Annotated in this window: 8 protein-coding genes and 1 tRNA gene; 2 read left to right on the top strand and 7 right to left on the bottom strand. The window is 60.1% G+C overall.

Going from position 1 to position 13,077, the window contains the following annotated elements; all coding sequences use genetic code 11:
- Positions 1-28: 28 nt before the first annotated feature.
- From NCHOL11_RS09580 to NCHOL11_RS09560, 5 genes are all read right to left on the bottom strand, one after another.
- Positions 29-973, bottom strand: a complete 945-nt coding sequence (locus NCHOL11_RS09580) for a GDP-L-fucose synthase family protein (RefSeq protein WP_097092103.1) — start codon at positions 971-973, stop codon at positions 29-31.
- A 29-nt stretch (positions 974-1,002) separates the two neighbouring features.
- Positions 1,003-2,037, bottom strand: a complete 1,035-nt coding sequence (locus tag NCHOL11_RS09575; protein WP_097092102.1) for a GHMP family kinase ATP-binding protein — start codon at positions 2,035-2,037, stop codon at positions 1,003-1,005.
- A 17-nt stretch (positions 2,038-2,054) separates the two neighbouring features.
- Positions 2,055-3,068 carry an AGE family epimerase/isomerase gene (locus NCHOL11_RS09570; protein WP_255254806.1) on the bottom strand — a complete coding sequence of 338 codons (1,014 nt, stop codon included), beginning with the start codon at positions 3,066-3,068 and terminating at the stop codon, positions 2,055-2,057.
- Positions 3,069-3,255: 187 nt separating this feature from the next.
- Entirely contained in the window at positions 3,256-4,548 is a 1,293-nt protein-coding gene (locus NCHOL11_RS09565; protein WP_097092100.1) for an HAD-IIIA family hydrolase, read from the bottom strand.
- A 63-nt stretch (positions 4,549-4,611) separates the two neighbouring features.
- Positions 4,612-5,868 (bottom strand): polysaccharide biosynthesis/export family protein, encoded by a 1,257-nt coding sequence (locus NCHOL11_RS09560; RefSeq protein WP_097092099.1) that lies wholly within the window; start codon positions 5,866-5,868, stop codon positions 4,612-4,614.
- 344 nt (positions 5,869-6,212) lie between these two features.
- Between NCHOL11_RS09560 and NCHOL11_RS09555 the strand changes: the two genes are divergently transcribed.
- Entirely contained in the window at positions 6,213-6,578 is a 366-nt protein-coding gene (locus tag NCHOL11_RS09555; protein ID WP_217991053.1) for a hypothetical protein, read from the top strand.
- Positions 6,579-6,827: 249 nt separating this feature from the next.
- Here the strand turns inward: NCHOL11_RS09555 and NCHOL11_RS09550 are convergent.
- Positions 6,828-6,901: transfer RNA gene (locus tag NCHOL11_RS09550), tRNA-Gly, on the bottom strand.
- 196 nt (positions 6,902-7,097) lie between these two features.
- The gene (locus NCHOL11_RS18790; protein WP_369680237.1) at positions 7,098-11,219 is read right to left on the bottom strand and encodes an autotransporter domain-containing protein; all 4,122 of its coding nucleotides are present in this window, start codon (positions 11,217-11,219) and stop codon (positions 7,098-7,100) included.
- On the opposite strand from NCHOL11_RS18790, the gene NCHOL11_RS09540 reads away from it, so the two are divergent.
- Positions 11,140-12,951: an AAA family ATPase gene (locus NCHOL11_RS09540; protein WP_369680236.1), complete on the top strand. Its 1,812-nt coding sequence runs from the start codon at positions 11,140-11,142 to the stop codon at positions 12,949-12,951. The genes NCHOL11_RS18790 and NCHOL11_RS09540 overlap by 80 nt on opposite strands.
- The last annotated feature ends 126 nt before the right edge of the window (positions 12,952-13,077 follow it).

Genomic DNA, 13,077 nt, shown 5'->3' with positions numbered 1-13,077 from the left:
CCTGATCCGTAATCATGTATGTCAGAAATCACTTGCGAGCACTTTGATAGTTGTGGGAAAACCAATCATAGGTTTTCTTCAGTCCTTCGTGTAGGCTCACCTTTGGGCGGAAGCCCAGGTCGAACAGTTTGCTTACGTCGTAATAGCGGTATTCCTGACCGTCCGGCTTGCTAGTGTCAAATTCGACCTGGCCCATGCCTATGCCGGAAATCTCCGCCAGCGCTTCGATGATTTCGCGGATAGCATGCACATTACCCGAACCCATGTTCATCGCGCCCTGGCCACCGTCCATCATGGTAACCAGCGCTTCCGCGACGTCGGAGCTGAAGGTGAAGTCGCGGCGGGCCTTCCCGGTGCCCCAAGGCTTGATCTTCGTACCATTCTTGGCCGCCATGTAGAATTTGTGCACCAGCGACGGGGTCACATGGCCGTTTTCGATATCGAAACTGTCGTGCGGACCGAATAGATTGCCGGAGATCACGAAGACATAATCCATGCCATATTGCGCCTTATAGGCTTCTAGCATGGAGTAGAGCAGGCGCTTGGAATGAGCGTAAGAATCTTCTGAATGGTGTGGCGCACCCTGAAAGATCATGTCTTCTGTCAGATGTTCAGACGGTGGCGGGTAAGGGTAGACGCAGCCCGAACCCATGGCAACGATCTTGCGCACGCCAACCTTGCGGCTGCCTTCGACGACGTTTGTGTTGATCATGACATTGTCATAGATCGACAATCCCTTGTTATTCATGTTGCCCATAATGCCATAGACGCGGGCAGCCATGTGAAACACGAGGTCGGGACGGAAGCGGTCGAACATGGCGTCTGCCTGTTCGGTCGATGTTAGGTCATATTCGTTGCTCCCCGGCGCGAAGACTTCCACGTCCATACGTTGCAGGCGCGTCTGCAGCGCCTGACCGACCAGCCCTCGGCCACCGGTCACTAGAATTCTGGATTTCTTCTCAATTACAGTCATTGGCTTCCCTTGTAGGCTGAAGGTATGCGCTAAGCATGCCGCGATGACGCATCATAGTTGGTTTCGAGATCGGGATTGTACAGCACGACCGAGGCGCCACTATTTTCAAAGCCGAATGACATATCGACCATGGGCTTCAGACGGTCAATAACGGCCTGCCGATTATGTGGTTCGACGTAGAAGAGTAAGAAGCCCCCTCCACCCGCGCCGAGCAGCTTGCCGCCGATTGCTCCCGCCTCAAGTGCTGCGTCATAGGCTTGGTCAAGGGCGCCGTTCGACACGTTGCTGGACAGCGCACGCTTGCGCATCCAGGCTTCATGCAACAGGCAGCCGAAATCATTGAGGTCACGGCTGCTGTCTTCCAGAATTTCGCGACCTTCGATTACCATGTCGTGTATGGCACGCAGTTCTTCGGTCTTGTTGTTAATTTCTTTGATTTTCTCACCTTCGATCTTGCTTGCTGAACGGGTGAAGCCGGTGAAGAACATCACCAAATTTTCGTTTAGAGTGCGCTTGCGTTCGGGCGAAATCAGCACGGGTTCGACGAAAAAGCTGCTGTCGGCGAAGAAACGGATCTGGTTCAAGCCGCCATAGGCCGCCGCGATCTGATCCTGCGATCCGACTGGTTCTTTCAGCAGATCCTGCTCGATGCGGATGGCTTCGCGCGCGAAGAAATGCTTCGAACCGATTTTGCCGTGATTGCCCAGATAGGCCTTCAGCATCGCAACAGTGAAGGCTGAACTCGACCCGAGGCCCGACTGGGCCGGAAGGTCGGCATTGTACAGGACTTCGTAACCCCAGTTATGCTCTTCACCGTAATTGTTCAGAACGGCCTTAACAATCGGATGTTGGATTTCGGAAATCGACCTCGTTTCCTCGATAATCCGCCAGGATACACGGTAGTTGAAGTCGAACACCCTGGGCAGCTTGCGCAGCGTAACATAGAGGTACTTGTCGATCGTAGTTGAAAGAACCGACGCCGACTCGCCAGTGCGGAACCATGTTGGGTGATCGGTGCCGCCTCCGAAAAAAGAAACGCGCATGGGGGAACGAACGATGATCATGAGCTATCTCTTTTTGCTTATAGTTCAGAGGAGCAGGACATGAGTTCCTTCAGCCCGCAGGTAATGTGATAGAAGGAACTGGCGGGCGCATCTTGCTGCATCCAGCTGCCGTCGGCCATCCAACGGTCATACCAAGTGCCCGGGCACGGCGTCTGGAAATAGGGCACCAGACCACGATAGGCGGCGACCACCTCCTCGGCTTCCTCCTCCGTTTTCAAACGGCGATAACGGGCAACCGCAGCCTTCAATCGTTCGGTCTGCGGCCATAGGCGGGCATTACCGTCGATGATTGACCCGTCGAGCGAGACTTCGTTGATTGCTACGCCCCGATCCGGGCAGATGCCGTACCCGCGAGCGAAATTGGTCAGCTTGGTCGCGACTGGAACCCCGGACAGGTCGCTGAACGCGGTTTCAAAAAGCCATGCCCATTCCATGCAATGACCCGGTTCGACGATGGAGCCGGTAGAATCCTCCAGAGCGTCCCAGTTGATGTCGAAATATTCCGTAACTGCGCCGGTCCGCGCGTTCTGGAATTTGCTTTGGAATAGGCTCAACAGGTCGCGCATCAACGTCTGCCAACGTTCGCCGCCCGTCGCTTCATGAAGCGCATAGGCGGCTTCGAACATATGCATATGCGGGTTCTGGCGGTAGGGCGGGCAGGGGGTGATCTGACCTTCCCAGAATCCGCCTTCTGGGCGGCGCCATTCGGTGTCCATCCGGTCCATAACCTTGTTCGCGATAGCGAAATAGTCCGGACGACCCAGGGCACGGCCTGCATGTGCGAGCGCGAACAAGCCAAAGGCATGATCGTACAAGTCAAGGCGCGGATCAATTACATTACCTGTTTCGTCAAACTGGTGGACGAACAGGCTGCCGTCCTGAAGTCCGCGTTCGAGCAGCAAAGTCATCGCTTTTTCTACCAGCACTTTCCACGGGCCGGCCCATCCCAGTTCGCCTGCAGCAATGAAGCTATAGATTTGCCGAGCTTGGACCATCGTTCGGCGCGGCATATCGACAAACTCGCCTGACAAGGTTAGGCGTTCCGCAAATTGTCCGTCGGAGCAGACGCCGACCGTTCCCCATAGCGGCGCGGCATGATTGAATAGCCAGTCTTTGGCGTGATGCTGGGCATCCCCAATGGTCCGAATTTCAGGTACTTTCGTATTGAAGGCAGGCAAAGGTAACCTCCTGGCAAACTTGGCTGCAGTGGGTGGTGAGTTAGAAAATCAGGCTGGCCCATGCGGGGCTGCTGAAAAGAAAATTGTCCAGTCGGCCGCCCTGAAAAAGTAGGCCGGGGATGCCTATTGCCGCTGCGGCATCCATATCGCTCTGCTGGTCTCCGACGAAAATGGCTCTGTTGGCATCCAGTCGGAGTTGCCTGATAGCGCGTAAGAGCATGGCGGGGGATGGCTTACGGCCCAGCGGTGCGGGCGCGCGATAGGAATCCACTACTGCGTCGGGATGATCTGGGCAGTAGTAGAACTGGTCGATGAACGCGCCGCGCAGGTTTAGTTGCAGCTGGATATGATGGTGAAGGCTCCAGATGTCCGGTTCGCCATAATAGCCCCGCGCCACACCGGCCTGATTGGTCACGACGACCACCGCGATCCCGGCATCATTAGCGGCCTTGATCGCATCAATCGCGCCCGGCACCCACTCCCATTGGTCGGGGGAGTGGGTGTATCCATGGTCGATGTTGAGCACGCCGTCCCGGTCGAAGAAAATGACTGGGCGAGGACGATTGGGCAGTTCTTTCTGCGCCTTCTGCAATGTCTCAGGCAGACCGATGTCGAGGAAATATCCACTGGAGGCGACGCCCACGATGTGGCCGCGGTCGGCCAGCACGGGCAGCACATCCTGCTCCAGCGATGTTGGCCTATCAGGAATTAAATCGAGCACCGACCTGCGCAAAGCATAAATCCCTGCGTTGATGACGCCGCTTTTTCGCGCTGCATCCGCATTTTTTTCCTGAAAGCGGAGCACAAGGCCGTCGTCATCGATATCGACCGCGCCATATCGGCTGACATCCTCTATCTCGCGCAGCCCCATCGAGCAGACCGCATCAGGCGTGTTCGACAACAAAGCATCGACCGCACGGATATTCGTGTCGAAGATCGTGTCGCCGTTCATCAGGATGAAGCGGTCCGCGAGCGCCTGTTTTGCGAACGCCAACGCACCTGCCGTACCCATCGGCTCCGGCTCGATCATCACGTCGATGTCTGCGCCCAAGATGCGACGGTACGCATAGCGGTGGGCAACCTGATCGCCAAGATGGCCGGCAATCAAAAGGACATGGCGGAAACCCTGTCGCAGCACACCATGCAGCAGAAAGTCGAGAAACACTCGATGTTCATCGATCGGCATTAGCGGCTTGGGCGTATTCTGTGTAAGGGAACCGAGCCGGGTTCCCTTCCCTCCCACCAGAATGACAAGCTGTTGTGATGTGCACGGCAGGGAAATAGGGGAAGGGGCAGAAGAGAATAAGCTGGTTTCTGTTAAGGTGGAAGTCATTCTGCTCAATCTCTTGACCGGAGAGTCTTTGCGGTGGAAAGACACAACGCGATTTGCATTGCTTTATCGGGTTAGAGTGCCGACACTTACGGCAGGGAAGATAATCGAGGACAGTAGGGCAGTGAATTTCTGTAGGTCCGCGATCGGAGCATTTGTGACATACAGAAGGTCCTTATCCTTTATCGCGAAATTTTGTGCGATAAAAAATGAAGCCGGATCACGCAGATTCACTTTATAAATGACAGGTACCTTACCGTTCGCAGTCTGAGGCGCATTTTGAGCGGCGTCGGGGGTCAAGGCCTTCCGATCTTCATAACGGAATATGAAGACGCCCTGCGGATTAGCGCGCTGGTCCTGCAATCCACCGATGCGACCCAGCGCCTGAGACAGGGTGATGCCTTGCGCCTCGATGGCGATTTCCTCATTGCGGCCCGTTGCACCCAGCGCCGTGAAGCTGAACGGCTGATACATGGCGGTGATAACATCGCCTGGCTGAAGGATGATGTTCTGGCGTGGGTCGCGGATGACATCGTCAAGCGCCATAGAGTCATTACTGTCGCCGCGCGACAATCGCAGGGTGATCTTGCTTGTCGGTTGCTTCGTGCCCCCTGCGGAAGCCAGAGCATCGAGGATGCGTTCGCCATGGGCGGACAGCGGTAGGCGCATGCTTTGATTCACATCACCTACGATGGTCGCGGTCGCAGCGGAATTACGCGTAATGCGGACGATGACTTGTGGTTTGTGCGCCTTGCCGGCCAAGCGGGACACGATTTCGGCTGCAACCTTGTTGGGCGTGCGTCCGGCGGCTATGATTGACCCGGCGAACGGAACCTCGATCCGACCGTCAAGATCGACCATCTGGTCAGAAAGGTCGAAGGATTGTGACGTATCGGGCGAGGAAGACGCTAAGGCTGCAATCGTCGGTCGGCTGGAACCGAAAAGTGTGGCCGGCGGCGCTTCCCAGATCGAAACATTCACCACATCGCCACGTCCGATAACCGTACCCACGGGCGATCCATTTCCGAATGTTTCCTCAAAAGTAGTGTCTTCCCCAGCCGCAGCCACTTGTCGCGCAACCTCGCTGGTCATGTCGATCATTTGAATGCCGAGATCGGCGTGTGCATGGGTTGCCCTGTCGACATTGTTGATCGCGCGCGTGGATGGGCCATCAGCACCGTTGAAGTTGGTGCATGCCGACATGGTGCAAATGGCCGTGACAGCGCTCGCCAGACGGAATGATCTGGAAAAATGAGAGTAATGCGAGAAAATGGCGGGCGCAGTGTTTTTCAGAGTCACGAAAGAATCCAGTTCATCGGTCATTGTGAGATGACGCATCGTTGCGCGGCGTCGTGCCTAGATTAGACCGGGCAGCTTCGCAAGCTATCGCGTCAACCGGCCACAGTCTGGGCCGTCGTCCGCACTCAGGGTCATCTCCCTGGGGGAACGGGCGTATCGTAATTCATGCAGACCCCTCGATCTTTCGCCTACAGCCGCAGGAATACATGTGGACACCTGACCTCTAACAGGACGTCGGAGGGGCTGTGAGCTTACGAAGCGGCCCAGAGAACGCTTTCACGCGGCGCGTCTCTGGGCGGCTGGCAGAAATCGCACGTGCGACGAAATGAACGTGAATGCCGCGCACGTGATGTTCAGATAGATGACGCGTGCGCAGCATTGTGCCGCTGCTTGCCCGCTTTTCGAGCGAGCTACTTCCTGGCGACCTTGACTGGCTCGCTTGCAGGCGCGACCCTTCAACTATGAGACCGATCGAACGAGCAGCCCGCGCCCTCTGCAAACTAGAGGGGCGCCCCGAGAACATAAAGTTCGAGGGCGCACCGATGTGGCAGAGCTATCTGCTGCAGGCGATCACGGTGGCTGACGCCCTCCAGGAGCCGAGCAGGATGATGAAGGAAGGCGGGGCTGAAATTCTGCGCGCTATGAACGCGGGCGGGACAGAAATGGCAACCGAGGACGACGCGGCAAATGTTTGGCGGCTGATTATCGATGTGCTACGGGATGAAGGGCGATGATGGGCCAAGGTCCGTATAGGCCAGATTTCAAGTTTCTGGCGTTCGCCTTGGGAGTCGTCGCGGCTATTATGATTCTTGGCGCGATGAGCTAGAGTGCGCAAGACCAAGCGGGGGACGTAGGAGTTCCGTTCTCTCAGATAGGTAGCAGGCTCGTTGGTGGGGAAGTAGATCCACAAGATCGGCGTGCTTGTCCTGTGCTCATCTGAAACAAACGCGCTGAGACCAAATCGCTATGATTGGCGGAAGTGCTGGAGCGGGTAGCGGGGATCGAACCCGCATCACAAGCTTGGAAGGCTAGTGCTCTACCATTGAGCTATACCCGCCCGCAGGTCCAGCCCCTGCCATTATTACACGGCATACGTCAACACCAAAACGCAGTCCCGCGAAGCGCTCGGATACACGAACTATCTGGCCCAACCTCAGTATTGCTGCAAGCTATGGCGCACTTCCACACCCTGGTATTTGATGAATTGTCGCCGCCCCTCTGTTGTTGATGTCTAGCAATTGCGCTTACGCGCTCTAGAAGCGAAGCCTGTATCCCACTGTCGCGTTCTGCCTGCTGCTCTCAGCCCCAAATTCACTGCTGGCACCGACAAAAAGGTTGGCGGCAGCCGAAACACGCAAGCTCGCCCCCGCGCCGATCGTTGCGAGAGTTTCGCTGCGGTCGACGCCTGCGACAGTCAGGCCATTGGATACGCCTGTATAGGCGGCAGTGGCAAAGGTCTTCCTTCCGCTTAGCTGATGCAGCACCCCAGCGGAAATCCAAGGGCTGATCTGGGCGTCGACCGAACCACGCAGTTCCAGCGCACCGCGCAGGAAGGTCGCTTTGGTGCGGCGTGCTTCGACGTCGATAGCCCAGACTGCGTCTCCGCTCTCGTTCGCGCCACCGCGGCGGGAGGAGATGTGGGTGACGCCGATCTCGGGCGCGATGGTCCAATTCTGATCCAAGGCGAAGGCATGGCCGAGGGACAGGTCAGCCGTCCAGCTGCGCAGGCGATAGTGGCTGCTGACCTTGCCGCCGCCGAAAAGGGTGCGATCGGTGTCAGCCTTGCTCGCGTCATAGCTCAAGGATGCGGCGATCTGGAAACCGGCTGCGGCACCCTGCGCGATGACGCCCGCCAGCATGCCATCAGCCTCCGTCTGGGCCGCAAGCGCGCCGATCTGCTGCCGTGCGTCGATATAGCCGACATAGGCGCCAAGCGAGGCGTCCTCATTGCCAAAACCGATCCCCCCGAGCGCGCCATAGGTGGAGACATTGGCGCGCGATGTGCCAAGCGATGCCTCGCCGGCCAGGCGACGCCAGCCTCCCAGCGCCTGGCCGAAGGTGAAGAGGCCCGCCTCATCCCCCTGCATGCTGGCCGAGGCAGTGCGGAGCGCCGCCGCGATGGCGAGGCCATTTTCGATCCCGATCTGTGAGGCGGAGGCATAGGCTTCGCCATTGAGGCGTGCGACCGCGGCCTGATTGACCGAACCGTCGGCCAGCAGCAGGGATGGCGCGGCGGCTAGGATGCCGCTGGTGGGGGTGCCAGCGATCAGCAGGCCGTTCAGATAATCGACCGTCTGCGCAACCTGCCCGCTGGCTCCGCTTCCGAGCACGAACTGGCCCAGAAGGTCGATGCTGCGGTTGCCTTGCCGGACAAAGCCCACGACGCTCGACGCCTTGTCGATCGTGGTGAAGCTGCCGACGATGCCGCTGGTGGTGGTGATCAACTCATAGGTGACGCCCGGGGTAAGCGGGCGATTGCCAGTGATGCGCAGCGTGGCCCCTGGCGCGATGTTCAAGCTTCCGTTGACGACCAGTGCGTCGCTGACCGTCGGCGTCATCTCGAACAGGGTCGTCGAGCTGCCCGCCAGCGCGACATTGCCGTTGACGATCATCGTCCCCGGCGAGGAGCCGGGAGAGAGCGTGCCCCGGACCGCGATATTGCTGTTGACCGTGCCTGCGCTGCCGAAGGTCGCGCCTTGGTTTACGAGGATGGAACCCGCGTTGATCACCGATCCGGTGCGGCCGATTAGGCGGCCGCCCGCGATCGTCAGCGCGCCGGTGGTGAAGTCGCCCGACAGGGCCAACGTTCCGCTATCCTGCCGGGTACGTTCGAACCCGGTAAACCCGGCAAGGCGCAGTTCCTGGGGCGCGGCGTCGGTGCCGCCCGTCGCCAGGATCAGCAGGTCGTCGCTGCCATCGGCGGTGACCGGGCCGCTCACCGAGGACCCCGCGCCGATGGTGAAGCTGTTGCTGCCGCTGCCCAGCGTCACTGGTCCGGCGATGCTGCCCAGATTGACGAAGCTGTTCGTGCCACCTGCGAAGCTCAGCCCGCCCATGATGGTGCCAAGGTTGGTGAGGCTGTTGGTGCCTTCGGCAAAGACGATGCTGGTCCCACTCGCCGTTGCCAGCGTCTGCCCTTCGCCCAGCGTCAGCTGCGCGTCGCGCAGAACCAGGCTGTCGATGTTGAGCGGTCCGTCGGTCGTGATCGTGCCGTTGCCGGTGATCGATTGGCTTTCGAAGCTGATGAATTTGTCGAAGGTCGATTGGCTCAGTAGGCCGCCGCCTGTGATATCGATGATCAGCGCATCGGTGCCCACGCCACCGTCGAAAATCCCGTTCAGCGTTGCGCCAAGGCCATGGGTGAAGCGGTCATTGCCATCGCCCAGATACACATTACCGTTGATGGTGCCGTAATTGGTCATCTGGTCATCGCGAGCGCCGAGATCGACCGATCCTGTGATGACGCCAGTGGCCAAGTTGGTGACCGTGTCGGCGGAGTTGAAGGTCTGGATAGCGCCGGCCATGAACTGGCCGGAAAGACCATTTGCCAGCGTATTAGGCACGATTCCGCCCTCAAGCCCCCGGATCGTCCCGGCATTGATCAGGCTGATCTGGTTTGCCGAACCGACAAAGGCCGTCGACCCGATAGCCTCAAGACCGGCCACCACCGGATTTTGCGGGTCGGCCGCGTTCCGGGTCGCGCCGATGGCGGACATCATGGCACCCGCCTCGTTCGCCACCTTGATGGAGGAAAGGCCGCCGCTCGTGGCGTCGATGCGGAGCGCGGTGAGCGAAGCGAGGCTTTCCGGCGTCGAGGGATACCAGGGGAAGGGCGGAGGGCTCGCCGGACGATAGCTGGCCCCGCCATCGGCGCTCAGGACACCGCTGTTGGTGAGGGTCACTGTCGTCGTAGGTCCGCCTGCGACCGGTCCTGACGCCGGATCGAAGCCGGTCAGCTGTTGTTCGGCTGAATGCGCGATGCTGCTGATCGACAGGGCAGAAGCGCCCAGAGCGTCGGTGCCGATCCGCCCGCTATTGGCGATGGCGATCGACTGATTACCAAGGCTGCTGCCTTCGACGGACAGGCGGTTGATCGTTCCGCTGTTGGTCCCCGACGTCGCCGCAGAATTGGAACCAAGATAGGCCGACCCGTCGATCGTTCCGCTATTGGCGAAGGAGAAGCTTTCCTGGTCGATCGCGCCGTAGAGGCCCTGCGTCGTGCCGCCGGTCTGATGGGGCGATTGGGCGAGGCCCAGGGCGATCCCATAGAGGGAGGAACCAAGCGTACCGCTGTTGGTGAAGGTCAGCGCCTTTGCCGCCACATCGGCGACCATGCCGTTGCCCAAAGCGCCGCTGTTGATGATGGTCGCGCGGTCGGCATTGATGTCGGTGCCGTCATAATAATAGCCTTGGCCAAGCGATAGCGCGACGGACGGCGAGACCGCATTGTCGCGGTTGATGCTGCCATCATTGCTGAAGCTGAAATCCTTTGCATTCAGCGATAGCGACACGCCGCCATCGATCGTGCCGCTATTGGCGATCATGGCCGCGCCGATCAGCTGGGTGCCCGTGGCGCCCGAGATGGCGACGCCGGGCGTGTAGTAGAAATAGGGGTCATTGTCGGCGGAGCTGATGGTGCCGCTGTTGCGGAAGGCAAAGCTGTCATCCCCGCTGGCGGTCAGCAGAACAGCTGTCGTGCCGTTGAGGCTGTTGGCGATCACGCCTTCATTTTCGAAGCCGGCAGCATAGCCGCTGATGCCGTCACCGATCGTGCCGCGATTGATGAAGCGCAAGGTCGGTCCTGCGCCAGCCAGATTGAGCGGGTCAGCCGATGTGCCGAGCGTCAGCAGCCTTTCAGGTGCGCCCGTGTCCGCGCTGATATTGGCCAGATTGACGATCGTGCCGTCGCCGACAAGGATGAGGGGCTGGCGGAACGCGCCATCGGCCGTCAGCGTCACCACCGTGCCGCTGCCCAAAGCGCCGATGCCCTGCCGTTCAAACCCGGTGGGAAGGGCCGGGAGAGCGGCAAGATCGACGGTCTGGCTCGCCGCATAAGCGCGAACGAAGCTGTCCATGCCCTCACCCGCATCGATCGTGCCGGTTATGCCCAGCGTATCGCCGGTGGTGACCAGGATATCGTCACCCGCCCCGAATAACAGGTCGCCGTTCAGCGTGCCGCCCCGGTCCACATAGGCGCCGCTGGCATAGTTGGGACCGCTGTAGGGCGAATAGGCAAGATTGACATTGCCGTTGATGGTGCCGGCATTGCTGATCGTACCGCCCCTGGAGAGGGCAATGGCTTCGAACCCGGATCCTGCGGTGATGGTGCCGCCCGCCTGGTTGACGATCACCGCGGGCGAGGAATATGCCGGCACCGGCAAGAGCGCGATGCTAGGCGTTGCGCGTGAAGCCTGGGAGCATGCGGGCTACGAGGTGTATGGCGCAACGCTCTCGGGCATTGCTGCTGAAAATCTCGAGGGCGGCTCTGGCATTGCGTCGCGCACCATCGCCAGCCTCGAGCATCAATGGGCGCAAGACCGTGAGCTGCTGACCGACAGGTCCATTCTCGTGATCGACGAGGCCGGGATGATCGGCACGCGGCAGATGGAGCGGGTAATCAGGGAAGCGGAAAAGCGCGGCGCGAAGGTCGTACTGGTCGGCGATCCCGAACAGCTGCAGGCGATCGAGGCGGGGGCTGCGTTCCGCTCGGTGGCCGAGCGGCATGGCAGCGTTGAGATCGGCACCCTCCGCCGCCAGAGCGAGGAATGGCAGCGGGAGGCGACACGGGCGCTTGCCACCGGGCGCACGGCAGAGGCGATCGACGCCTATGACAAAGCGGGGCATGTCCATGCGGCCGAGACGCGGGACGACGCACGGCGGGAACTGATCGATCGCTGGGAGAGGGACCGCGGCATTGACCCGCAAGCCAGCCGCATCATCCTCACCCACACCAATGACGAGGTGCGGGCGCTCAACGAAGCGGCGCGCGAGCGGCTGCAGGGTGCTGGCGCGCTGGGCGAGGAGATCGAGCTCACCGTCGAGCGGGGGACACGCAGCTTTGCCGCAGGTGACCGGGTCATGTTCTTGCAAAATGAACGCAGCCTGGGTGTCAAGAACGGCACGCTGGCGACGGTGCAAAGCGTCAGCCAGGCCCGCATGGCGGTGATGCGGGATGACGGCCGGAGGGTGGCGTTCGACCTCAAGGACTATGCCGCGATCGATCATGGCTATGCCGCCACCATCCATAAGGCGCAGGGCATGACGGTGGACAGGGTGCATGTGCTCGCGACACCAGGGCTGGATCGTCATGCCGCCTATGTCGCGCTGTCCCGGCATCGCGGCACGGTCGATCTCCACTATGGCCAGGATGACTTTGCCGATCAGGGCAGGCTGGTCCGCACGCTCAGCCGCGAGCGGGGCAAGGATATGGTGTCCGACTACACACAGGCGAGCGATCCGGAGCGGCAGGCAGCGGCTGGCAGGTCGATCGCTGCTCCGGGAGGAAAAAGGCTCGGCGCCGATCCTCCAGAGGGGCCTGAGCAGCAGCCGGATATGATACAGGTGCGGGATCGCGCCATTGCCCGTCACGCCCGCGCCGTGCAGATGATCTACAACATGCAGGATCTGGGGCTCGACCTGTCAGCGGATGAAGCTCGGGAGCTGGCCGATGCGCGCAAGGGGCTGAACGATCTGCGGCCCAAGGCTGCGCTCGATGCCGAGACAGCCTATGCGCGCAACCCCTCGCTCGCAGCCTCAGCAGCGCGCGGCGACACCGAGGCCGCGCGCGTCGCTATTCTCCACGAAAAGGAGGTGCGGACCAATCCGGAGCTCCGCGCCGATCGGTTTGTCGAGCGGTGGAACCGCTACTCCCGTGCTGCCGAGCGGGCCTATGTGGAGGGCGATTATGACAAGCGCCGTACCTATCAGGATAGCATGCGGTCGATGGCGACATCCCTCGAGCGCGATCCGCAGGTGGAATCGATATTGGCCAGCCGCAAGCGAGAACTTGGCATCTCCATCGACAGTGGCCGCAGGCTAGGGGCAGAACTGGCGCTCAACCATGGTATTGATCTTGGGCGAGGACGAGGATTAAGCATCGGCATGTGAATTGATGCCGTCACGCTAATGCGCGATGTAAATGGCGCGTGATCATGGCTATCATTTGCGCCTTGTCCGAAGCGATCTTCACAAAACCAAAATTGTAAGAGCGCCGCAGCACGGACGAACGCGCTG

Source organism: Novosphingobium sp. Chol11 (assembly GCF_900218065.1).
GTDB lineage: Bacteria > Pseudomonadota > Alphaproteobacteria > Sphingomonadales > Sphingomonadaceae > Sphingobium > Sphingobium agri.
Note: the sequence above shows the minus strand (reverse complement) of the source record. Positions and strands in the feature narration are given on the sequence as shown.

Coding starts and splice junctions, on each gene's coding strand:
- NCHOL11_RS09580 (WP_097092103.1), bottom strand. CDS start 973: ATGACTGTAATTGAGAAGAAATCCAGAATTCTAGTGACCGGTGGCCGA.
- NCHOL11_RS09575 (WP_097092102.1), bottom strand. CDS start 2,037: ATGATCATCGTTCGTTCCCCCATGCGCGTTTCTTTTTTCGGAGGCGGC.
- NCHOL11_RS09565 (WP_097092100.1), bottom strand. CDS start 4,548: ATGACTTCCACCTTAACAGAAACCAGCTTATTCTCTTCTGCCCCTTCC.
- NCHOL11_RS09560 (WP_097092099.1), bottom strand. CDS start 5,868: ATGACCGATGAACTGGATTCTTTCGTGACTCTGAAAAACACTGCGCCC.
- NCHOL11_RS09540 (WP_369680236.1), top strand. CDS start 11,140: ATGGCTTCGAACCCGGATCCTGCGGTGATGGTGCCGCCCGCCTGGTTG.